The sequence below is a fragment of the Prauserella rugosa genome, assembly GCF_000719975.1.
Taxonomy (GTDB): Bacteria; Actinomycetota; Actinomycetes; order Mycobacteriales; family Pseudonocardiaceae; genus Prauserella; species Prauserella rugosa.
Genome location: NZ_JOIJ01000004.1, coordinates 292,193 through 313,724 on the forward strand (window position 1 = coordinate 292,193; position 21,532 = coordinate 313,724).

Genomic DNA, 21,532 nt, shown 5'->3' on the forward strand with positions numbered 1-21,532 from the left:
AACTGTCATGGTGGGTATCGGATGTGGTGGGGTTCCCCTCGATCGCCGAACCGGCTGGTTCGCCGGTTTCCCTCCGACGACCGAGGGGTACGCGCCAACGCCCGAGCCGACCGTCGACCACGAGAGCAGGAAACCGACTTGTCCTCCCGAACCGCCGAGTCCTCCGGACATGCCGACGCCGACGAGCCGGCGGAGGAGTCCGTGACCAACGGACCCGACGACCCGGCCGGCGAGCCCGACACACGCTCGGATCGGACGATCGTGCTCGGGCTCATCGCCGATCCCGACATGCCGGAGGCGATCGCCGATCACCTGGCCGAGACACTCCCCGACGAGCTCGGCGAGGGCTGGCGGATCGAGGTGGACGCCGACCCGGTCACGGCGTCGTTGAAGGGCACATCCGAGATCCTCGAGCAGACGGCGCATCTGTGCGATTCGCACGGCTGGACCTACGCCATCTGCATCACCGACCTGCCGGTGCGTTCGGAGGACGGCCCGGTCGTGGCGGACGTCGACCACGACCGCGGGGTCGCGGTCATGTCCGTACCGGGGATCGGCGGATTCCAGACCCGCAGGCGGATCCATCGCGTGGTGCGGCAGGTGCTGGACGACCTGCACGAGGACTACGGCGAGCGGCACGAGCCGGGCGAGTCGCACGTGGAGCACCGGCACGGCTTGAGCAGCGGCGTCATCCGCGGCATCGCGCCGATCCGGCGGAAGGTGGCGACGCTCGAGGACAGTCACCTCGACGTGCGGTACGTGACTCCGGGCAAACGCGGCGTACTGCGCCTGCTGTCGGGGATGGTGCGCACGAACCGGCCGTGGCGGCTCGTGTTCGGACTGTCGCGCGCGCTGGCGGCCGCGGTCGCGACGAGTGCGTTCGGACTGTCGTCGAGCACGATCTGGATGGTCGGCGACCAGTTGGACATCGGCTTCAAGATACTCACCACGTTCACGGCGATCGCGGCGTTGGTGATCTGGCTGATCGCCGCCCACGATCTGTGGGAGAAGCGCGACAACACCAGATCGGATCCGGAGCTGGCGCGGCTGTACAACGCCTCCACCCTGCTCACCCTCATCATCGGCGTGGTGGTGCTGCAGGTGATCCTGTTCGCCGTCAACTTCGCGCTGGCCGGGCTGATCCTTCCGGCCTCCCTGCTGACGAGCATGCTCGGCAGCGAGGCGACCGTCGGCACGTATCTGGCGGTGGCGTGGGCGTTCACCACGCTCGGCGGGATCGCCGGGGCACTCGGCTCGAGTCTGGAGTCCGACCAGGCGGTCCGTCAGGCGGCCTACGGCTATCGCGAGAGCCAGCGCCGCGCGGAGCACCAGGAACGCGAGCAGCAACGCGAGCGCGACGAGGAAGCGGGCGAAGAGGCGGCGAGACAAGCCGTCCGCGACCAGGCCACCGACGAGGAAAACACTGACGAGAAGAACGGTGACGGGGAACGCGCCGCCGAGGAGAACACCGCAGCGGAGAGCGCCGCACAGGAAAACACCGGCGATTCCGGCGAGCGAGCACGCGACGACGCGGCGGCCGATTCGTCGGACGGTCGGCAGCGCGAGGCGGGCTGACCGCACCCGCCGGGCGCGTGCTCCGTCGCAGGCCTACGCGTCGCCAGCGAGTCGGGTGATGGCCGCGGCGACCTGATCGCCGTCGGGGATCGTCGTGGGCGTGAGCACGAACTGCACGGCCAGGCCCACGATCATCGAGTAAACCACCGCGCCGAGCCCGTCGGCGGTGGCGGCATCGATCTCGCCGGCGTCGCGGTTGAGCACCATCGCGGCGAGTTCCACCCTGGCCTGTCTTCCTGCGTCCGCGAGGGCGTCCCGGATGTCCTCGTCGAACTCTGCCTGCCCGTACGCCTGCACGGTGGCGATCACCAGTTCACGATGCTCCGGCAACGACGCCAGCAGTTCCCGCATCGCCACCCGGAGCCGCTGCACCGGGTCAGCTCCGGCCGTCGCCCGCACGGCGCGTTCGATCATGTCGCCCCACTCGTTCTGCGCCTCGAGTGCGGCGAGGTTCATGAGCGCGTCCTTGGAGCCGAAGTGGTAGCCGATGGACGCGAGGTGCGAACCGGCCGCCGTGGCGATGTCGCGCGCGGTCGTGCGCGAGTACCCCTTCTCGACGAGGCAGCGCCGCGCGCCGGCCAGAAGATCCTCACGTTGGCTCATGGCGTACCACTATGCCGCCTCCGACCGGGGCTTCGACGAGGCGGCTCCGGGCTCCACGGCAATTGATGGCCTTGACCTGCTCGTTTTTACGTACGTACATCTTGCGCTCGATTTTGACGTACGTACAATCAAATGGCATGCGCACCGACTCCACCACCGCCCGCAGCTGGTGCGGCCTCGTGGTCCTGCTGCTGCCCGCATTGCTGACGTCGATGGACATCTCGGTGCTGTTCGTGGCGGCACCCGCGATCACCGAGGCGCTCGAGCCGACGTCGGGGCAATGGCTGTGGGCGATGGATATCTACGGCTTCGTGATGGCCGGACTGCTCGTCACGATGGGCGGGCTCGGCGACCGGTTCGGACGGAAACGCCTCCTGCTCGCAGGCGCCGCGTTGTTCGGTGTGGCGTCGGCGATCGTGGCCTACGCGCCGAACGCCGAGCTGCTCATCGTCGGCCGGGCCATGCTCGCGATCGGCGGCGCGACGCTCGCACCGTCCACCCTGGCGCTCATCCGCACCATGTTCACCGACGAGCGGCCACGCCGGATCGCGGTCGGCGCCTGGACCGTCGCGTTCTCCGGAGGATCGGTCGCGGGGCCGATCGTCGGCGGGATGCTGCTCGACCAGTTCTGGTGGGGAGCGGTGTTCCTCATCAACGTGCCGGTGATGGTGCTGTTGCTCGTGGCGGGGCCCGTGTTGCTGCCCGAATCACGCAACCCCACCCCGGCACCGTTCGACCTCGCCGGCGCGGCCCTGTCCCTGACGACCGCGCTGGCCGCGGTGTACGCGCTCAAACGGGTCGCCGACGGCGGGGCCGATCTCTTGGCCGCCGCGGCGGCCCTGCTCGCGCTCGCAGCCGGCGCCGGCTTCACCGCGCACTCCCGGCGCGCCGCCCACCCGCTGTTCGACGTCGGACTGCTGCGCAAGCCCCCGTTCGCGACGGCGATCGGTGCGAACACCGTCGTCGCACTGGCGACCACCGGTCTGGGTGCGCTGGCGTTCACATTCCTGCAGCTGGTGCACGGTCTGTCCGCATTGGAGTCGGCGCTGTGGGCGCTTCCCACCTTCGCGGGCGCGATCGCGGGCTCGGCGGCGTCTGCCGCGCTCGCGGGCCGGATGCCCCCACCGGTTCTCCTCGCGACCGGACTCACGGTCACCGCCGCCGGACTCGGCGTCGTCGCGTTCGGCGAGCCCGCCACATCACTGGGGGTGTTCCTCGCCGGCTACACGGTGCTGACGACGGGGGTCGGCATGACGGCCACCGCGGCGAACTCGCTCGTGCTGACGACGGCTCCACCGCAACGAGCCGGCGCGGCCTCCGCGCTCTCGGAGACGAGCACGGAATTCGGTGGTGCACTGGGGATCGCGACGTTCGGCACCGTCGCGAGCGCCGTCTACGCGTCGGGGATCGCGGACGCGGCGGCCGGCAGGGTTCCCGCGCACGCCTCCGACACGGTCGCCGCCACGCTCACCGCCGCAGGAGGTCTCGACGAGCCGCACCGCACCCTCCTCCGCGAGGAGGCGCTGGCCGCCTACACCGACGGGCTCACGGCCGCCGCGACGGCGGGGCTGTTCGCCGCGGCACTCGCCGCCGCGGGTGCGCTCACCGCCGGCCTGCGACAGCGAGAACCCTCCGGCGTCGCGCGCTGAGCGGCCTGCGACGCGAAACGGCCCGCCGCCGGGAATCCCCGGACGACGGGCCGTTTCGCGTGTGTCAGGCCGGGATCAGGCCTTGACGTCGAACCGGTCGAGGTTCATGACCTTGTCCCACGCCGCGACGAAGTCCTTGACGAACTTCTCGTTCGCGTCGTCGGCGGCGTACACCTCGGCCACCGCGCGCAGCTCCGAGTTCGAGCCGAACAGCAGGTCCACGCGGCTGGCGGTCCACTTGGCCTCGCCGGTCGCGCGGTCCTTGCCGACGAACTCGTCGGAGGCCTCGGTGGTGGGCTCCCACTCGGTGCCCATGTCGAGCAGGTTGACGAAGAAGTCGTTCGTCAACGTCTCCGGGTTGGCCGTGAACACACCGTTCTTCGAGTCCTGGTAGTTCACGCCCAGCACCCGCAGGCCACCGAGCAGCACCGTCATCTCCGGCGCGGTCAGCGTCAGCAGGTTCGCCTTGTCGATCAGCGCGTACTCGGCGGGCAGCGGGTTGCCCTTGCCGTAGTAGTTGCGGAAGCCGTCGTTGCGCGGCTCCAGGTGCGAGAACGACTCGACGTCGGTCTGCTCGGCCGTGGCGTCACCGCGGCCCGGCGTGAACGGCACCGTGATGTCGAAGCCCGCGGCCTTGGCGGCCTTCTCGACACCGACGACACCGGCCAGCACGACCACGTCGGCGAAGGACACCGGCTTGGCGAAGGACGTCTGGATCTCCTCCAGCTTCGCCAGCACCGGCTTCAGCTTCTCCGGCTCGTTGGCCTCGAAGTCGATCTGCGGCTGCAGGCGGATGCGGCCACCGTTGGCGCCGCCCCGCTTGTCGCTGCCGCGGAACGTCGACGCGGCCGCCCACGCGGTGGACACCAGCTGCGCCACCGTCAGACCCGAGTCGGCGATCGTCGCCTTCAGCTCGGCGACGTCGGCCTCGCTCGGCACGTAGTCCGGCTTCGGGATCGGGTCCTGCCACAGCAGGTCCTCGGCCGGGACCTCCGGACCGACGTAGCGGTCCTTCGGGCCCATGTCGCGGTGGGTCAGCTTGAACCACGCACGCGCGAAGGCGTCGGCGAACTCCTCCGGGTTCTCCATGAACCGGCGGGAGATCGGCTCGTAGATCGGGTCGAACCGCAGCGCCAGGTCCGTGGTGAGCATGCTCGGGTGGCGGTTGAGCTCACCGGTCTCCGGGTCGGGCACCGTGTTGTTGGCGATGCCGCCGGCCGGACGCCACTGCCAGGCACCGCCCGGGCCCTGGTAGACCTCCCACTCGTAGGCGAACAGGTTGTGGAAGAACCAGCCGCTCCACTGGGTGGGCGTGGGGCTCCAGGTCACCTCGAGACCACTGGTGATGGCGTCGCGGCCGACACCGGTGCCGTGACCGTTCTTCCAGCCGAGGCCCTGCGCCTCGAGCGGAGCGGCCTCCGGGTCGGGGCCGTTGTTGGAGTCGGGGGCGGCACCGTGGGTCTTGCCGAAGGTGTGCCCACCGGCGATCAGGGCGACGGTCTCCTCGTCGTTCATCGCCATGCGGCCGAACGTCTCGCGGATGTCGCGCGCGGCGGCCACCGGGTCCGGCTTGCCCTCCGGGCCCTCCGGGTTCACGTAGATGAGGCCCATGTGGGTCGCACCGAGCGGCTGCTCGAGCTCCCGCTTGTCCTCACCGCCGGAGATGCGCTTGTCGCTGCCGAGCCACGTGGTCTCGGAGCCCCAGTAGACGTCGTTGTCCGGCTCCCACGCGTCGACGCGGCCGCCCGCGAAACCGAACGTCTTCAGGCCCATCGTCTCGAGCGCGACGTTGCCCGTCAGGACCATCAGGTCGGCCCACGAGATCTTCTTGCCGTACTTCTTCTTCACCGGCCACAGCAGACGACGCGCCTTGTCCAGGCTGACGTTGTCCGGCCAGCTGTTGAGCGGGGCGAAGCGCTGCTGACCACCGTCGGCACCGCCGCGGCCGTCGCTGACCCGGTAGGTGCCCGCGCTGTGCCAGGCCATGCGGATCATCAGCGGGCCGTAGTTGCCGAAGTCGGCGGGCCACCAGTCCTGCGAGGTGGTCAGAACGTCGGCGATGTCCTTCTTGACCTCGGCGAGGTCGAGGGACTCGAACTCCTTGGCGTAGTCGAAGTCCTCGCCCATCGGGTCGGAGGCGGGCTGGTTCTTCGAGAGGATCTTGAGGTTGAGCCTGTTCGGCCACCAAACCGTGTTGCTGTCACCCTGCGTCGGGTGCGGCAGTCCCTGGTCGTGCAGGACGGGGCAGCCGCCCGCGGCCGCTTCGTTGCTCTCGGACAATGGAAATCCCTTCAGGTGGATCAGCGTTGATCAGGAACTAACTGCGGAACAGCCGGGGCACAGGCCCCAGTAGATGATCTCGGCCTCGTCGATGACGAAGCCGTGGTCGTCGGAGGCGTCCAGGCACGGTGCCTCGCCGACGGCGCAGTCGACGTCGGCGATGGCCCCGCAGGATCGGCACACGACGTGGTGGTGGTTGTCCGCGACCCGCGTCTCGTAACGCGCGACCGATCCCATCGGCTGGATACGCCGGACCAGGCCGGAGGCTGTCAACGCACGCAGCACGTCGTACACAGCTTGATGGGAGACCTCACCGAGTTCCGCACGCACCAGCCCGATGATCGAGTCGGTGTCGGCGTGCGGATGTTCGTGCACCACGGACAGCACCGCCACCCGCGGGCGGGTGACGCGCAGGGACACCCCGCGCAGCAGCTGTTCGAAATCCGTGGCTGTCGACACGGCCGGAAGTCTGCCGCAAAATCTTGAATCAATCAAGAATGACTCCCCGTGCGTCACCCCGCGGAACGAACCGCCGGCAACGGGTGCCGCCGTCGCGGCAGCGAAACCCAGCGATCCCCACCGATCCCCCGTGGTGGCGCCCGACACGCGGGACTGGCGTTCCCCTGCACGACTGCCGAAGTTAGGGTAGGCACAGTTAACGACTGTCCCCCGAAAGGCCTACTCATGCGTCGTGCCGTCAGCCCCCTGCGGGCTCTGCTCGCCGTGCTGCTCACCGGTGCCCTCGTGGCACTGACCGGCTGTACGACCACCGGCGACGAGTCGGCCGACTCGGGCGGTGCGAACCTCAACCCCTCCGCAGACGCAGGCCAGTTCCCGGTCACCATCCCCACCAAGTTCGGCGACGTGACCGTCGAGAAGCCTCCGCAGCGCGTCGTGGCACTGGGCTGGACCGACGCCGAGGTGGCGATGGCACTGGGCGTGCAGCCCGTCGGGGTCGCCGACTGGCTCGAGGTGGGCGGCAACGGACTCGGGCCGTGGTCACCGCAGAAGTACGAGCGGGCACCCGAGAAGCTCGGCACGCTCGAGGTCAACATGGAGAAGGTCGCGGCGCTCAATCCCGATCTGATCCTCGACACGCGTTCGAGCGGTGAGCGCTCGCGGCACGACAAGCTCAGTGAGATCGGCGTCCCCGTCGTCAGCCTCCCGAAGAACGCCGACGACTACCTCACCACGTGGCAGCAGCAGCTCGACATGATCGGCAAGGCGCTCGGCAGGCAGGACAAGGCCGAGCAGCTGCGCGACGACCTCGAGGCGAAGTTCGACCGCGTCGCGAGTGAGCACCCGGAGTTCAAGGGCAAGGAGATGGTGCTGGCCTCGCGTCTGCCGGACGCGTGGGGCGCCTACCTCGAAGGCGACGGCCGCGTCGAGTTCATGGAGCGGCTCGGGTTCGTCAACTCCCCGCGCGTGGAGCGCCAGCCGGGCGGTCGCGGGTTCTCCGTGCCGATCTCCGACGAGCGGCTCGACCTGCTGGACGCCGACCTGACCGCCGTGTTCCTCATCGGCGCCAAGCCCGAGGACGTCACCGGCGACCCGCTCTACCAGGCCGTCCCGTCGGTCGAGAAGGGCAACGACCTGGTGCTGAGCGATCAGGACATCTCCCTGGCGTTCTCCAGCAACTCGGTCGTCGGCCTGTCGTGGGCACTCGACGAGGTGGTGCCGATGCTCGCCAAGACCCTCGGCGACTGACCCGTGACACAGCTGCGCGTGCGGAACCCGGCGACGGCCGGGAAGGTCCTGGGCATCGGCGCGCTGCTGGTGGCGGCGTGTGTGCTGAGCCTCGCGGTCGGCACCAAGGACATCTCGCTCTCCACCGTGGTCGACGCGCTGACCTCGTTCGACCCGGAGAACACCGACCACCTGATCGTCGCCGAACGGCGCATCCCGCGGACGCTCGCCGGTCTGCTCGTCGGCGCCGCACTGGGGCTGGCGGGCGCGCTGATCCAGGGCGTCACGCGGAATCCGCTCGCCGATCCGGGCATCTTCGGCGTCAACGCCGGTGCCGCCCTGTTCGTGGTGATCGGCATCGCCGTGTTCGGCGTGACGAGCCTGACCGGCTACGTCTGGTTCGGATTCGCCGGGGCCGCAGCAGCGTCCGCGGTGGTGTACGCGATCGGCTCCCTGGGCCGCGGCGGCGCGTCGCCGTTGAAACTGGCGCTCACCGGTGCTGCGCTGACGGCCGCGCTGAGTTCGCTGCAAAGCGCCGTACTGCTCACCGACCCGGCGACCCACGACCGGTTCCGCTTCTGGCAGGTCGGCACGCTCGCCGGCCGCGACATGACGATCGTCTGGCAGGCGCTGCCGTTCCTGGCCGTCGGCATCGTCGGGGCGCTGCTGCTCGGGAAGGTCCTCAACGGACTGTCCCTCGGCGACGACGTCGCCCGCTCCTTCGGCCGCAACACGACGACCGACCGCGTGCTGTGCGGGGTGGCCGTGGTCGTGCTCGCCGGAGCCGCGACCGCACTCGCAGGCCCGATCACGTTCCTCGGGCTCGCGGTGCCGCACGTGGCGCGCATGGTCGCCGGGCCGGACTACCGCCGGATCCTGCCGCTGTCGATGCTGATCGCACCCATCCTGTTGCTGCTGGCCGACGTGCTGGGCCGCATCGTGGCCAGACCCGGCGAGGTGCAGGCCGGGGTCGTGACGGCGCTGCTCGGCGCACCGGTGCTCGTGCTGCTCGTCCGGCGGAGGAAGCTGGCTCGCCTATGACCCCGCCCGCGACGCCGCATCGGACATCACCGGGAACGCCACCGAGCACACCGGCATCTGTTCCGCCCGCTCCGTCCGGCGCCGAGTCCGCGAAGCCGGTACCGGCGGCCGACGTCGCACGCGTGGCTCGCGCCCGCGGACGCGAACGCCGACGCGCCCACCTCGTGACGGCCGCGTTGCTGGCCGCGCTTGTGGTCGTGTTCCTGGGATCGCTCTCGGTCGGCGACTTCCAGATCGGTATCCCCGATCTGCTCGCCGCGTTCGCCGGGGACAGCCTGCCGCGCATCGACTACGTGCTGTTCGACCTGCGACTCCCCCGCGCGATCACCGGCACGCTGGTGGGGCTGGCCTTCGGACTGGCGGGGTCGCTGTTCCAACGACTGCTGCGCAATCCACTGGCCAGTCCGGACGTGCTCGGCATCTCGGCGGGCGCGAGTGCCGCCGCCGTGCTGTGCATCGTCGCGTTCGGTGCGAGCGGGTTCGTCGTGTCGGCGGGCGCGTTCACCGGCTCGATCGCCGCGGCGGCGCTGATCTACGCGCTCGCCTGGCAGCGGGGCATCAACGGCTACCGGCTCGTGCTGATCGGCATCGGCGTCAACGCGGCCCTGTTGAGCGTCGTGTCGTTCCTGATGACACGCGCCGACATGACCGACGCCGAACAGGCGCTGCTGTGGCGCACCGGCAGCCTCTACGACAGCACCTGGGAGAAGCTCCTCCCGCTGGCAGGCTCGCTCGCGGTGCTGGTGCCGCTGGCGCTGGTGCTGGCCAGAGCACTGCCGACTCTGCAGCTCGGCGACGATTCGGCGCGCGGACTGGGACTTCCGGTCGAACGCTCGCGGATCGCGCTCCTGCTCACCGCGACCGGGCTCATCGGGGTCGGCACCGCGGCCGCGGGCCCGATCTCGTTCGTGGCGTTCCTGTCCGGGCCGATCGCCGCGCGACTGCTCGGCGGGGCCCGTCCGGGAGTCGTGCCGGCCTCGCTCGTGGGTGCGCTCGTCGTGCTGTGTTCGGATTTCGCGGCGCAGCATCTGCTCGGCACGCAGCAGTTCCCCGTCGGGGTGGTCACCGGCGCCGTCGGGGCCCCCTATCTGCTGTGGCTGCTGGCCAAGAACAATCGCGCGGGACGCGGAGCGTGACGGATGCCGCGCAGAACCGGTGACAGTGCAGCAGACGGGCACGGCAGCATGCGGACAGTGCAACACGCGGGCACGGCACCGCGCGGACAAGGCGGCACGCGGGTAGTGCAGGACAGGGGACAAAGATGAGTGAGAGCAGCGTGGCGACGGACAGTGCCCCCGACAGCGCGCACGGCAGCGCCCGGGACACCGCCGGCGACCGCGACGAGGCGGTGTCGCGCGCTGCGCATGCCACCACCGTGCACACCGAGGACATCACCCTCGGCTACGGCGATCGCACGGTGGTGGACGCGCTCTCGGTGACCGTGCCGCCCGGCGGGTTCACCGTCGTCGTCGGCCCCAACGCGTGCGGCAAGTCGACGTTGCTGCGCGGCATGGCACGGCTGCTGCGCCCGACGTCCGGCGCCGCGTACCTGGACGGCAAGAGCATCCACACGCTGCCCAGCCGCGAGGTCGCGGTCAAGCTGGGCGTACTGCCGCAGTCACCCACCGCCCCGGAGGGCATCACGGTGACCGACCTCGTCGGACGCGGCCGGTCTCCGCACCAGGGTTGGTTCGGCCGGTGGTCGGATGCCGACGAGAAGGCCGTCGCCGACGCGATGCGGGCGACCGACACACTCGAACTCGCCGACCGTTCCGTCGACGAGCTGTCCGGCGGTCAGCGCCAGCGCGTGTGGATCGCCATGGCGCTTGCGCAACGTACCGACGTGCTGCTCCTGGACGAGCCGACGACGTTCCTCGACGTGACCCACCAGGTCGAGGTGCTCGATCTGCTGGCCGACCTCAACCGCACCGAGGGCACCACGATCGTTGCCGTGCTGCACGATCTGAACCTCGCCGCTCGCTACGCCGACCACCTGGTCGTCCTGTCCGAGGGCAGGCTCGTCGCCGAAGGGGCGCCGCGCTCGGTCGTGACCGAGGACCTGGTGCGCGAGGTCTTCGCGATGCCGTGCCGCGTGATCGACGACCCGGTGTCGCTGACCCCGCTCGTGGTCCCCATCGGGCGCAATCATGTCGCGAGCGAGAGCCGAACGACCGGCCCCGCGGACGGCGACGTCCCGTCGCCCGCTGAGTCGACCGTCACCTCGGAATCCGAGCTGCGCGAGATCGTCGAGGAACCGGTCGCGGTGATCAGCGACAAGGCCGCGCCCGCGATCGACGCCGAGACACGGCGGTTCCTCGAGGCCTCACCGCTGTTCCTGTTGGCCTCGGGCGCACCGGACGGCACCGTCGAGGTCTCCCCTCGCGGCGACGAGTCCTGCAGTGCGCTGATCCTGGACGAGCAGACGATCGCATTCGCCGACCGGCCAGGCAACCGCCGGGTCGACAGCATGCGCAACATCCTGCGCAATCCGCACGTCGGCATGCTGTTCCTCGTTCCGGGTACCGAGCACACGGTGCGGGTGAACGGTACGGCCGCCATCAGCCGCGACGCCGAGCTGCGGGACCGATTCGCCGTGAAGGGAACGCCGCCGGAACTCGCGATCGTGGTCACCGTGACCGAAGTTTTCGTCCACTGTGGACGCGCGTTCAGTCGGTCGAAGCTGTGGGACACGGCGACGTGGCCATCGCCCGAGAGCCTTCCCACCGCCGGAACGCTGCTGAAGGCACACGCGGCACTTCGCGACGCGCGCCGCGCCGAGTCCTGACCCGGCTTACGGGAACCACGCGGATTGCACCTCATCGCCACAGCACCACGCGAGGCTGGTGTCGTCTGCCCACCCAGGGCCGGCGACACAGAAGAAGGGGTTCATCCATGCTCAAGAAGACCGCACTGACCGTCGGCGCCGCGGCGCTGCTCGCAGGCTTCACGGGCGGTACGGCCGCCGCCGCGCCCGAGGCCGAATCCTCCGCGGCCGGTACGCCCTCGGCCGCAGGGTGCACGGCGCGCTGGCACGGCGAGTTCACCGGCGGCCTGCACCAGCGGGTGCACCTGACCGCAACGGGCTGCGGAGTGACCGACGGGGTCATGGCCAGGATGGACCTGAGCAACGGCATGTCGACCGAATGCAAGCCGATGAACGCCGACGGTTACGTGTTCTTCGACGTTCCGTCCTTCGTGGACGCCACCGCGACGCACTGGTGCTGACACCGTCGGATCCGCAGAGCGCGTGCACCGAGCACGTACTCTGCGGATCCGGGAATCGCCGGAGACCTCGCGGCCGCGGCGGCACTCACGCCATGCTCAGCGCCGGGGCTCCCAACGGAACATCTTCGCCGCCAGGTTCGCGGCCACGAACACCCACGCGAGGGTCGGCGCGAGCAGGATCAGCGAGTCCGACAGCGCCGCGCCACCGTTCCAGGCGTTGAGGATGAGCTCGGTGGCCGCACCGCCGGGAAGCAGCCGCTTGACCAGCTCCATGTCCTCGGTGCCGGTGATCCCGATCCAGCTCGCCACGACGATGACGCCGATCGCCACGGGCAGCGTCGTGACCTGGGCGTGGTCGGGCGAGTTGGTCAGACCCGCCGTCGCCAGTGCGAAGCCGACCAGCATCGCGAGCGTCGCGACGACGGCCACGGCGAGGAGGACGACGTTCGCCGGTCCGCCTGCCACGATGCCGAAGACGATCAGCACTCCCGCGACCTGCACGGCCGCGAGTGCGGTGACCGGCAGCAGCAGTCCGCCGAGGATGCCGGCGTCGCCGATCGCCGTCGACCGGAGCCGTTTGAGGAACAGGTTCTGCCTGCGTGAGGCGAGCGTGGTCACCGACGTCGTGTACAGGCCGAAGGCTCCCACGGTGAACACCACGATCGCGGCGATGTAGCCGAGGCTGCCGAGGTCGGCGAAGATCTCGTGCCGGTAGATGAAGAACGCGCTGACCGCGATCGGCATGATGAAGCTGGTGACCAGCACCAGACGGTTACGGAAGAGCTGGACGAGTTCGCCGTAGGCGATGCCGAGCATGGAAGTACTCCTCGGTGAGATGGTCTGGACAGGCGTGGGGGGTGCTCAGTCGATGGCGCGGAAGACGTCGTCGAGGCGCGTCGGGCCTGCTTCGAGTCCGATGAGGTCGATGCCGTGGTCCTCGGCCCAACCCAGCAGCGTGTACAGGTCCTTCTGGATGCGGTGTGTCTCGACCCGGAAGGTTCCGTCGCCCTGCCGCTGCACGTGCAGCGGCAGGGCGGGAACGCCACCGAGCGGACGGGACGGAAGGCCGAAGCTGATCACCCCGGGCAACGTGCCCGTCAGTTCGGCGACCGTGCCCTCCCGGTGGAACACGCCCTGGTGCATCAGGCCGATCCGGTCGGCGCGCTGCTGCGCTTCCTCGAGGTAATGGGTGGTGAGCACGACCGTCGTGCCGTGCTCGCGCATCCGGTCGACCGCGTCCCAGAGCTCGTCCCGGGACTGGATGTCCAGACCGGTGGTCGGCTCGTCGAGCACGATCAGCTCGGGGGTGCCGTACACGGCCGTGGCGAAGTCGAGCCTGCGCTTCTCGCCGCCGGAGAGCTGGGAGACCTTCGTGCGGGCCTTTCGGCCGAGCCCGACGAGATCGACGACGCGGTCGACGTCGTCCTCCCGCCGGGTCAGCGAACCGATGATGCGCACCGACTCGGCCACCGTCAGGTCCGGGGAGAACCCGCTTTCCTGCAGCATGATGCCCATGCGCGGCCGCACGGCAGCACGATCGCGCGGGCTGTGGCCGAACACCCGCACGGTGCCTGATGCGGGTGCGCGATGGCCCTCGATGACCTCGAGCGTCGAGGTCTTGCCTGCACCGTTGGTGCCGAGCAGCGCGTAGAACTCGCCGCGCCGCACCTGGAAGGTGAGGTTCCGGACCGCGTGGAACTCGCCGTAGACGAGGTTCATACGTTCGACGTCGATGACGGGTGTGTCGCCTGTGGTGTTCATGGCTCCGAGTCCACTGCATGTCGCGGCGTGCGGGCAGTGCCGCGGTGTCATGACCTACCCGTGACATTTCCCAGTACGCACCCATGACGTGGCGTCACTGGCGGTGGCGTCCGCCGCACGAGATGCTGAACCCCAACCCGGCCCTGCGACCGACGAGGACACGTGACGAGTACCGACGACCGCAGTGACGCACAGACCAGGTTGCGCAAGCTCAACCTCACCGTGTTGATGCCACCGGTCGTGGGCGTCGGCATCCTGCTCATGATCGTCGACACCGAGACGTGGCTCGACCGCATCGTGTGCGGTGTCGGCGTCGCGGTGGCGGCGTACGCGTTCGTGCGCTGGGCCCACGGCGACATCCTGCGGGTGGCGGTGCCGTGCCTGGCCCTGACGACGGGTGTGTGGCTCTACGGCGCAGTGGTCTCCGACGCCCGGACGGCGTTCTTCTCGCTGCTCGTCGTCGGCCCGTTCGTCGCCTCCCGCATGCCCCGGCATCGGGTCGCCGCGACGGTGCTGCTGGCCCTCGGCGGCGCGGCGATCGGAGCGCTCCGACTGCTGGTGACGACCGAGGACGTGACGGGCACGCTGCTGGCCTACGTGGCCATCCCCGGAGGACTGCTGGCGCTGGCGACGCTGGCCGAGTTCCCCAACCAGCGGTTCTACGACGTCGTCGACGACCTGGAACGCGCACGCTATCGGGAAGCGGAACTCGCCGTCGCTGGCGAACGCATGCGCTTCGCCAGCGATCTGCACGACATCCAGGGTCACACGCTGCACGTCGTCAAGTTGAAAGCGGCGCTGGCCCGTAAGCTCGTTGCCACCGATCCGCAGCGTGCGGAAGCGGAGTTGCAGGAGATTCACGACCTGGTGGGAGAGACGATCACCCGCACGAAGGAGCTCGCCTACGCTCAGCGGCGGCTGAATCTGACGGCCGAACTGGAGAACGCGAAGAACCTCTTCGAGGCAGCGGGCATCGGGGTCGACGTCGACCGCGGCGAGGAACCCGCCCCCGCCGTGGGCGAACTACTCGGCCAGGTCCTGCGCGAGACGACCACCAACATCCTGCGGCACGCGCAGGCCGAACGAGTCCGCATCACGCTGTCGGCGGCGGGGATCACCATCGTCAACGACGGGGCTCAGGACACCCGGCCCGTGCTCAGTGGACTGGCGACCCTCACCGAGCGCATCGCCGACGCCGGCGGCATGCTGACGGTGCAGCAGCGGGACGGGCGGTTCGTCACGGCCGCAGAGTTCCCCACCGCACCGGAAGTGGCGGCCACGCCGGAGATCGGCACCTCCGCCGCGGCAGGCAGCGTCCGAACAGGCAGTCCTGGAACAGGCACCGGTGAGGAGGAACCGGCGTGACCACCGTGGTACTGGCCGACGACGAGGCGCTGCTGCGCAAGGCGATGGCGGCGCTGTTGCCGTTGGAGGGTGACATCACCGTGCTCACCGAGGCCGACGACGGCGAGTCGGCCGTGCGGGAGACCCTGCGACACCGGCCGGACGTGCTCGTCATCGACCTCGAGATGCCGGGCATGGACGGGCTGGGCGCGGTCGCGCGGATCCGCGAGGAGCTTGCCGACCAGGTGATCCTCATGCTCACGCGGCACGCACGGCCCGGAGTGCTGCGGAAGGCACTCAAGCTGGGCGTGCAGGGATTCGTCAGCAAATCGGCCGAGCCGGCGCACATCGCGTCGGTGATCACGACGCTGCACGGCGGCAAGCGGTGGATCGACCCGGACGTCTCCGCGCTCGCCGTGGTGGACGACTGTCCGCTGACCGACCGGGAGATCGACGTGCTGCGGGCCACGAGCGAGGGCTACTCGGTGGCCGACATCGCGGCACAGCTGCACCTCGCGGAGGGCACCGTGCGCAACTACCTGTCCACCACGATGCAGAAGACCCAGACCCGCACCCGGCACGACGCAGCGCGATACGCACGCAGGCGCGACTGGCTGTGATCCGCCACGTCCGTCACGGAACGGGTGTGACGGAACGGGATTCGCCCGCGCCCAGGACGGCCCGCCTCGGCGCATCACGGTTCGCGACTCGTCACCACCGGCGCCTGCGCACCACTACAGTCGGGCGGCATGAGTGATCAGTGCGTGTTCTGCGGCATCGTGGCCGGTACCGCGCCCGCGGTGAAGGTGACCGAGGACGAGACGACCTGCGCCTTCATGGACATCCACCCCGCGTCCGACGGCCATCTGCTGGTGGTGCCGAAGCGGCACAGCAGGGACCTGCTGGACATCCCCGACGACGACCTGTCGGCGACGGCCCGCACCGCAAAGCGCGTCGCGACGGCCGTCGTCGACGAACTCGGCGCCGACGGGGTGAACCTGCTGAACTGTTGTGGCGCCGACGCCTGGCAGACGGTCTTCCACTTCCACCTGCACGTGATCCCTCGCTATGTCGACAAGTCGAAGGACGGTCTGAGCCTGCCGTGGAAGCCGGGGGTTCCCGGCGACCGGCAGCTCCTCGACGACCTCGGCGGCAGGCTCGCCGCTGCACTGTCCTGAGGAGCACTGTCCTGAGGAGCACTGTCCTGACGAGGACTGTCCTGAACCGCTCCCCCGCGACGGCCGGCTCACCGTCCCAGCTCACCGTCCCGTGACACCGTCGATGAGTTCCCGGACGATGTCCGCGTGGCCGGCATGGCGGCCGGTCTCCTCGATCATGTGCGTGAGAGCCCACCGCACGCTCGGACCCTGCCGTGTCGCCTGTGGACGGGCAAGGGGCGCCGCGAGGTCGGTGCAGCCGTCGAGCACGGTGTTGGCCTGCGCCACGGTGGCCCGGTACCGCGCCACCACGTCGGCCACGGTGTCCTGCGGTGCCGCCGTGAACGTGGCCTGCCAGTCGTCCGGGGGCTGCCCCAGGAATGTCGCCCGTTCGACCCAGGCCAGGTGGTTGAGCAGTCCCACGAGGTTGGTTCCGGACGGCACGACGGCCGTGCGAGCGGCCGGTTCGGGCGCGCCGTCGACCTTCGCGGCGACCGACGTGCGCAGGTAATCGAGGAAGCCGCGCAGCACGTCGGCCTCGGACGAAGCGGTCCGTGGCGGCGGCGTGTCGCGGCGAGTGCGGGGCGACATGGCTCTCCTCAGGCGGGTGGCGGAACGGGACGACGCAACAGGCCGACAGCAGGACGGGGCAACGGCACGGCGGAGGACGGGGTGATGAGACGTCCCGTCATCGCGTGCGGCGCACGATCAGGACGTGGTCGGTCACCTCGGCGGTCACGCCACCGGGCCCGGTGGCGATCCGGGTCGGGGCGTCGGCGCGTTCGACCGTCCACTGTGCTGGGTCGAGTTCGAGACCCGCCGCGATCTCCCGCGGGGGCGGGAAATACACGTCGGAATCCCGGTTCCACGACCACGGTGCGGCCGAGCCGTGGTCGACGACGAGCAGCCGCCCACCCGGTCGCAGGCGGAAGGCGGCCGCCTGCAGCACGGCCGCGCGGTCGAGGTCGAACGGTGTGTGCAAGTAGTGCGCGCTGACCAGGTCGAACCGCCCACCCGGCACCCCGGTCCGCAGGTCGTGGCGTTCCGCCGTGACGCTCCGGTGCAGGTGGCGGTCGGCGGCGAGCTTGGTGAGCCGTTCGACGGCCACGGCGGAGATGTCGACCGCGGTCACGTGCCATCCCTGCCGGGCGAGCCAGATCGCGTCGCCGCCGGCGCCGCAGCCGAGGTCCAACGCGTCGCCGGGTTCGAATCCCGGGACGATCTCGGTGAGGCGGACGTTCGGCCGCGGCTGGGTGGTCCCGGCGTGCTGGGCGTGGATCTCGTTCCAGAAGGTCGTCTCGTCGGCGGCGGTCATGGGTACTCCTCTCGTCTCCTGCCGACGAGTCTCGGCACGCTCCCACGGGAGAAGCACGGGATCTTGCGGTTTCGGCAAGAATGCGCGGCCGGGTGCCACGCTGCGCCCTAGGCTTCGGTCATGGACGCCGAGACAGGCGAGGTACTCGAAGCCGTCGGGCCGCGGCTGCGCGCGCTGCGCCGACGTCGTGGGATCACCCTGGCCGATCTCGCCGTGCGGACCGGCGTGTCGGAGAGCACGCTGTCGCGCCTGGAGAGCGGACAACGCCGCGCGACCCTGGAACTGCTGCTTCCTCTGGCTCGTGCCTACGGTGTTCCGCTCGACGACCTCGTGGGCGCGCCGCGTACGGGCGATCCTCGCATCCACTTCACGCCCGTCCACCGGTTCGGCATGACGTTCGTTCCGCTCACGCGCAGGCCCGGCGGAGTGCAGGCGTTCAAGATGCTGATCCCCGCGGAGGCCGAACCGCCCGCGCCCGAACCGCAGGTCCACGAAGGATTCGAGTGGCTGTATGTCCTGAACGGACGGTTGCGGCTGGTGCTCGGCGACCGGGACCTGGTCCTGCCGGCCGGGGAGGTGGCCGAGTTCAGCACGGCGGCGCCGCACTGGCTCGGCACGGCGGACGGCAGGCCGGTGGAACTGCTCGTCCTGTTCGACCCGGACGGCAGGCGCACGCACGTCCACGCCGACCGCGACCGCTGACGGTCAGCGTGTGGACTGCGCCGCCGCGACGGCCGCCTGTACGAACCGGTCCATCAGTCGGTCGCCCGCCGCGGCCAGATGGACGATGTGTACCGCACTCGGCGGCGCACCGGTCAGCGGGAGGAACCGCACCGCCCGGTGGCTGGTGCGGCGCTGCGCGACCTCGGGCACGATCCCGATACCCCGGTCCGCCGCGACGGATTCGAGCCACTCGTCGAAGTTCGCCGTTTCCACGACGTGGCGCGGCCCCTCCCCGGACGGGAACGACCATGGTCCCGTGGTGCCACTGCGGGTGTTGACCACGAGCGGCCACGACGGCACGTCGGCCCAGTCAAGTTCGTCCCGCTGTGCCAACGGATTGCGTTCCGAGCACAGGGCCACCCGCGTCTCGTCGTACAGGTACACGGTCTGCGATCCCGCAGGGGCGCGCCGGACCTGACCACGAACCAGCGCGACGTCCACCGCGTGGTGCTGGAGCTCCTCCAGCGGGTCGTCGCACCGGACAAGCGTGACGGAGGCACCGGTCTCGTCCTCGAACCGGCGCATCGCGTCCTGGGCCCACGGATCGGGGAGCAGCCAACTGAAGCCGAGACGGAGGGTGCCGCCCTTGCGCGCCACCGCGAGCCCCTGCGCCAGCTCGCGCATGACGTTCTCGGCGTACGGGAGGAGATCCGCACCGGCCTCGGTGAGCCCGACCTGCCGGGTGGAGCGGTCGATGAGCCGCACCCCGACGATCCGCTCCAACTGCGCGACCGTGCGGCTGAGTGCGGGCTGGGTGATCCCCAGCTCCTCGGCGGCACGGCTGAACGACGCCCGCCGCGCCACGGCCAGCAGCGCGCGAACGTGACGTAGCTCTACCTCCACGTCGACCGCCCACCCCTCACGCTGCAGTCATGCATGTCAGACATAAAACCAGCACAGCAGGCATTTCACAACACGAGCGCCGCTTCATAGCGTCGATCATGTGAACACCGAGACCGACCGGCTCCCCACCACCGAAGCCCCGTGGATCATCACCCTGCGCGCCGCGGCGGCCCTCGCGGCCGCGATGGGCGTCGGCAGGTTCGCCTACACCCCGATCCTGCCGCTCATGGAGGCGCAGGCCGGGCTGAGTGCGAGCGCAGGAGCGTCGGTGGCCACCGCCAACTACGTCGGATATCTCGCCGGTGCCCTGGTCGGCATCGTCGCACCGGCCTTGTTGCGGTCCCGAACGGTGCTGCGCGGATCGTTGGTCGCACTCGTGGCGAGCCTGGCGCTGATGCCGGTCCTCACCGGCACCGTTGCGTGGGCGATTCTCCGCCTGGTCGCGGGCGTGGCGAGCGCGCTGGTGTTCGTCGTCGCGGCAGGCGGAGCGTTGGCGCGCTTGCGTGCGCATGCCCGTCACCTCGGTGGCTGGGTCTTCGGCGGCGTCGGCGGCGGTATCGCGCTGTCCGGCATGCTCGTCCTGGCGCTGCGCACCACCGGCGACTGGCAGCACGCCTGGTGGGCCTGCGCCGGGGTCACCGCGGTCCTCGGAACCGTTGCCTGGCGGCTGGCACCCGAGCCCGCACCCGCGGCGTCCCTGCCACAGGCAGCCTCCCCTTCGCCGTCCCGAACCCGGTGGTTCGTTCCGTTGTGGACGGCCTACACGCTCGAGGGCATCGGTTACATCATCGCGGGCACCTTCCTCGTGGCTGCGATCGAGGACGGCGTACCCGGCCCGCTCGGTGCGGGAGCGTGGATCCTCGTCGGACTCGCCGCACTTCCCTCGTGCGCCGTGTGGGCCCGTCTCTCCCACCGGTGGTCCGGACCCACCATGCTCTGCGCAGCTCTGCTGGCGCAATCGGTCGGCATCGCGCTGCCGGCCTTCGCCAGAGGGCCAGGACCGGCGCTGATCGCGGCCGTGTTGTTCGGTGCGACGTTCATGGGTGTCACCACGCTCACGCTGGCCGCAGGCCGGCACCTGAGCGGCCCCCGCGCCGTCGCCGTGCTGACCGCGGGCTACAGCACGGGACAGATCCTGGGTCCCGCGCTGGCGGCGCCCCTGCTCGACGGCGGCTACGGCGGCGCACTGCTGCTCGCGGGTGCACTCGTACTGGCCGCCGCCGTGAGCGCCGCCGCGGGCGCCCTCCGGTTCCCTCGCCTTGCCCACCCCTCCGCCTGACGACCGCCTTCGGAAAGGACCCGACGATCGTGCTCACCGACCTCGGCATCACCGTGCCCGTCCTCGCCGCCCCGATGGCCGGAGGCCCGACCACTCCCGAACTCGTCGTGGCCGCGGGTCGCGCAGGGTCGATGGGCTTCGTCGCGGGCGGCTATCGAACTCCACAGGCGCTCGCCGAGCAGATCACGCGCGTGCGCGGCGCAGGCGTCCCGTTCGGGGTCAACCTGTTCGTACCCGACCGGCGCCCTGTGTCCATTGAGGACTTCGATGCGTACCGCACCGCACTGACCCGTGAGGCCGCTCGCTACGGCGTCACGCTTCCCGACGCGCCGACCACCGACGACGACCACTGGGCCGACAAGATCGCACTGCTGCTCGACGATCCGGTTCCGGTCGTGTCCTTCACGTTCGGCCTGCCCGACCGCGCAACGGTCGACGCGTTGCGGGCGAAGGGCACCCTCGTCGTGCAGACCGTCACCTCACCGCACGAGGCGCGCCTCGCCGAGGAGTCCGGCGCACAGGCACTCGTCGTGCAGTCCTCGGCCGCCGGTGGACACTCCGCGACGTTCACCCCCAGCCGGACGCCACCCCCGCTACCCCTGCCACGACTGGTTCGCGACGTCGCGCACGCGGTCGAGCTCCCCCTCGTGGCCGCGGGCGGCATTGCCGGCCCGGCGGACGTGACCGCTGCGCTCCGCGCCGGCGGGCAGGCCGTGGCGGTGGGCACCGTGCTTCTGCGCACCCACGAGAGCGGTGCATCCGCGCCGCACCGGGGCGCCCTCGTCGACGCGGCCTTCGACGACACCGTCGTGACGCGCGCGTTCACCGGGCGTCCCGCCAGGGCGCTGCGCAACGAGTTCACCGACCGCATGGGCCCGCTCGCTCCGAACGCCTACCCCGCGGTCCATCACCTCACCCGCCCGTTGCGTACGGCGGCGACCGAGGCGGGCGACACCCGAGCGATCCACCTATGGGCGGGGACCGGATATCGCCACGCCAGGGCCGAGCCGGTCGCCGACACGCTCGACCGCCTCGCAGGCCAGGAGTGAGC

20 protein-coding genes and 2 pseudogenes are annotated in these 21,532 nt (G+C 70.4%); 14 read left to right on the forward strand and 8 right to left on the reverse strand.

The features are described 5' to 3' along the window. Window positions 1–138 precede the first annotated feature (138 nt). The gene (locus IF64_RS0108100) at window positions 139–1,575 is read left to right on the forward strand and encodes an MFS transporter (RefSeq protein WP_051757558.1); all 1,437 of its coding nucleotides are present in this window, start codon (window positions 139–141) and stop codon (window positions 1,573–1,575) included. Between the two features lie 33 nt (window positions 1,576–1,608). Here IF64_RS0108100 and IF64_RS0108105 read toward each other — a convergent pair whose 3' ends face one another. Next, window positions 1,609–2,178: a TetR/AcrR family transcriptional regulator gene (locus tag IF64_RS0108105; protein ID WP_030531412.1), complete on the reverse strand. Its 570-nt coding sequence runs from the start codon at window positions 2,176–2,178 to the stop codon at window positions 1,609–1,611. Between the two features lie 137 nt (window positions 2,179–2,315). Here IF64_RS0108105 and IF64_RS0108110 point away from each other — a divergent pair, with 137 nt between their 5' ends. After that, entirely contained in the window at window positions 2,316–3,827 is a 1,512-nt protein-coding gene (locus IF64_RS0108110; RefSeq protein ID WP_036875970.1) for an MFS transporter, read from the forward strand. A gap of 75 nt (window positions 3,828–3,902) precedes the next feature. On the opposite strand, the gene katG is transcribed toward IF64_RS0108110, so the two are convergent. Both katG and IF64_RS0108120 read right to left on the reverse strand, forming a co-directional pair. Next, the gene (gene katG / locus IF64_RS0108115; protein ID WP_030531414.1) at window positions 3,903–6,107 is read right to left on the reverse strand and encodes a catalase/peroxidase HPI; all 2,205 of its coding nucleotides are present in this window, start codon (window positions 6,105–6,107) and stop codon (window positions 3,903–3,905) included. A 30-nt stretch (window positions 6,108–6,137) separates the two neighbouring features. Further along, window positions 6,138–6,566 (reverse strand): Fur family transcriptional regulator, encoded by a 429-nt coding sequence (locus IF64_RS0108120; protein ID WP_030531415.1) that lies wholly within the window; start codon window positions 6,564–6,566, stop codon window positions 6,138–6,140. Window positions 6,567–6,791: 225 nt separating this feature from the next. Here IF64_RS0108120 and IF64_RS0108125 point away from each other — a divergent pair, with 225 nt between their 5' ends. The 6 genes and pseudogenes from IF64_RS0108125 to IF64_RS0108145 all read left to right on the forward strand — a co-directional run bounded on the left by IF64_RS0108125 (window position 6,792) and on the right by IF64_RS0108145 (window position 12,059). Continuing rightward, the gene (locus IF64_RS0108125; protein WP_030531416.1) at window positions 6,792–7,814 is read left to right on the forward strand and encodes an iron-siderophore ABC transporter substrate-binding protein; all 1,023 of its coding nucleotides are present in this window, start codon (window positions 6,792–6,794) and stop codon (window positions 7,812–7,814) included. Between the two features lie 3 nt (window positions 7,815–7,817). After that, window positions 7,818–8,834, forward strand: a complete 1,017-nt coding sequence (locus tag IF64_RS0108130; protein WP_425468466.1) for a FecCD family ABC transporter permease — start codon at window positions 7,818–7,820, stop codon at window positions 8,832–8,834. A 122-nt stretch (window positions 8,835–8,956) separates the two neighbouring features. Then, a complete protein-coding gene (locus IF64_RS0108135; RefSeq protein ID WP_030531418.1) occupies window positions 8,957–9,970 on the forward strand; it encodes a FecCD family ABC transporter permease in 1,014 nt (337 codons plus the stop codon). Window positions 9,971–10,095: 125 nt separating this feature from the next. Next, window positions 10,096–10,989 (forward strand): annotated as a pseudogene (locus tag IF64_RS27885) (ABC transporter ATP-binding protein); the annotation flags it as partial. An 87-nt stretch (window positions 10,990–11,076) separates the two neighbouring features. Then, a pseudogene (locus IF64_RS27890) lies at window positions 11,077–11,619 on the forward strand (MSMEG_1061 family FMN-dependent PPOX-type flavoprotein); the annotation flags it as partial. Between the two features lie 107 nt (window positions 11,620–11,726). After that, window positions 11,727–12,059, forward strand: coding sequence for a hypothetical protein (locus tag IF64_RS0108145; RefSeq protein WP_030531420.1), 333 nt, complete (start codon window positions 11,727–11,729; stop codon window positions 12,057–12,059). Between the two features lie 96 nt (window positions 12,060–12,155). On the opposite strand, the gene IF64_RS0108150 is transcribed toward IF64_RS0108145, so the two are convergent. Together IF64_RS0108150 and IF64_RS0108155 are read right to left on the reverse strand one after the other, a co-directional pair. Continuing rightward, window positions 12,156–12,875, reverse strand: a complete 720-nt coding sequence (locus IF64_RS0108150; RefSeq protein WP_030531421.1) for an ABC transporter permease — start codon at window positions 12,873–12,875, stop codon at window positions 12,156–12,158. Between the two features lie 45 nt (window positions 12,876–12,920). Continuing rightward, window positions 12,921–13,820 carry an ABC transporter ATP-binding protein gene (locus tag IF64_RS0108155; protein WP_030531422.1) on the reverse strand — a complete coding sequence of 300 codons (900 nt, stop codon included), beginning with the start codon at window positions 13,818–13,820 and terminating at the stop codon, window positions 12,921–12,923. 162 nt (window positions 13,821–13,982) lie between these two features. On the opposite strand from IF64_RS0108155, the gene IF64_RS0108160 reads away from it, so the two are divergent. The 3 genes from IF64_RS0108160 to IF64_RS0108170 all read left to right on the forward strand — a co-directional run bounded on the left by IF64_RS0108160 (window position 13,983) and on the right by IF64_RS0108170 (window position 16,342). Then, a complete protein-coding gene (locus tag IF64_RS0108160) occupies window positions 13,983–15,185 on the forward strand; it encodes a sensor histidine kinase (RefSeq protein ID WP_036875973.1) in 1,203 nt (400 codons plus the stop codon). Then, window positions 15,182–15,784 carry a response regulator transcription factor gene (locus tag IF64_RS0108165; protein WP_030531424.1) on the forward strand — a complete coding sequence of 201 codons (603 nt, stop codon included), beginning with the start codon at window positions 15,182–15,184 and terminating at the stop codon, window positions 15,782–15,784. Before IF64_RS0108160 ends, IF64_RS0108165 begins: the two co-directional genes overlap by 4 nt. A 129-nt stretch (window positions 15,785–15,913) precedes the next feature. Continuing rightward, on the forward strand, window positions 15,914–16,342 hold the full coding sequence (locus IF64_RS0108170) for an HIT family protein (RefSeq protein WP_030531425.1): 429 nt from the start codon (window positions 15,914–15,916) through the stop codon (window positions 16,340–16,342). Between the two features lie 81 nt (window positions 16,343–16,423). Here IF64_RS0108170 and IF64_RS0108175 read toward each other — a convergent pair whose 3' ends face one another. Next, window positions 16,424–16,912 carry a DinB family protein gene (locus IF64_RS0108175; protein WP_030531426.1) on the reverse strand — a complete coding sequence of 163 codons (489 nt, stop codon included), beginning with the start codon at window positions 16,910–16,912 and terminating at the stop codon, window positions 16,424–16,426. 97 nt (window positions 16,913–17,009) lie between these two features. After that, entirely contained in the window at window positions 17,010–17,636 is a 627-nt protein-coding gene (locus tag IF64_RS0108180; RefSeq protein WP_030531427.1) for a class I SAM-dependent methyltransferase, read from the reverse strand. Window positions 17,637–17,756: 120 nt separating this feature from the next. Here IF64_RS0108180 and IF64_RS0108185 point away from each other — a divergent pair, with 120 nt between their 5' ends. Continuing rightward, window positions 17,757–18,338 (forward strand): helix-turn-helix domain-containing protein, encoded by a 582-nt coding sequence (locus IF64_RS0108185; RefSeq protein ID WP_030531428.1) that lies wholly within the window; start codon window positions 17,757–17,759, stop codon window positions 18,336–18,338. Between the two features lie 3 nt (window positions 18,339–18,341). Here the strand turns inward: IF64_RS0108185 and IF64_RS0108190 are convergent, their stop codons facing one another. Further along, a complete protein-coding gene (locus IF64_RS0108190; RefSeq protein WP_030531429.1) occupies window positions 18,342–19,202 on the reverse strand; it encodes a LysR family transcriptional regulator in 861 nt (286 codons plus the stop codon). A 100-nt stretch (window positions 19,203–19,302) separates the two neighbouring features. Here IF64_RS0108190 and IF64_RS0108195 point away from each other — a divergent pair, with 100 nt between their 5' ends. Next, window positions 19,303–20,481, forward strand: a complete 1,179-nt coding sequence (locus IF64_RS0108195; RefSeq protein WP_030531430.1) for a YbfB/YjiJ family MFS transporter — start codon at window positions 19,303–19,305, stop codon at window positions 20,479–20,481. Window positions 20,482–20,510: 29 nt separating this feature from the next. Then, window positions 20,511–21,530, forward strand: a complete 1,020-nt coding sequence (locus IF64_RS0108200) for a nitronate monooxygenase (RefSeq protein ID WP_048808179.1) — start codon at window positions 20,511–20,513, stop codon at window positions 21,528–21,530. The last annotated feature ends 2 nt before the right edge of the window (window positions 21,531–21,532 follow it).

Excerpts from the sequence above, each read along its gene's own strand:
- IF64_RS0108180 (WP_030531427.1), bottom strand. The coding sequence starts at position 17,636 with ATGACCGCCGCCGACGAGACGACCTTCTGGAACGAGATCCACGCCCAG.
- IF64_RS0108150 (WP_030531421.1), bottom strand. The coding sequence starts at position 12,875 with ATGCTCGGCATCGCCTACGGCGAACTCGTCCAGCTCTTCCGTAACCGT.
- IF64_RS0108105 (WP_030531412.1), bottom strand. The coding sequence starts at position 2,178 with ATGAGCCAACGTGAGGATCTTCTGGCCGGCGCGCGGCGCTGCCTCGTC.
- IF64_RS0108110 (WP_036875970.1), top strand. The coding sequence starts at position 2,316 with ATGCGCACCGACTCCACCACCGCCCGCAGCTGGTGCGGCCTCGTGGTC.
- IF64_RS0108170 (WP_030531425.1), top strand. The coding sequence starts at position 15,914 with ATGAGTGATCAGTGCGTGTTCTGCGGCATCGTGGCCGGTACCGCGCCC.
- IF64_RS0108175 (WP_030531426.1), bottom strand. The coding sequence starts at position 16,912 with ATGTCGCCCCGCACTCGCCGCGACACGCCGCCGCCACGGACCGCTTCG.
- IF64_RS0108125 (WP_030531416.1), top strand. The coding sequence starts at position 6,792 with ATGCGTCGTGCCGTCAGCCCCCTGCGGGCTCTGCTCGCCGTGCTGCTC.
- IF64_RS0108185 (WP_030531428.1), top strand. The coding sequence starts at position 17,757 with ATGGACGCCGAGACAGGCGAGGTACTCGAAGCCGTCGGGCCGCGGCTG.
- IF64_RS0108155 (WP_030531422.1), bottom strand. The coding sequence starts at position 13,820 with ATGAACACCACAGGCGACACACCCGTCATCGACGTCGAACGTATGAAC.
- IF64_RS0108145 (WP_030531420.1), top strand. The coding sequence starts at position 11,727 with ATGCTCAAGAAGACCGCACTGACCGTCGGCGCCGCGGCGCTGCTCGCA.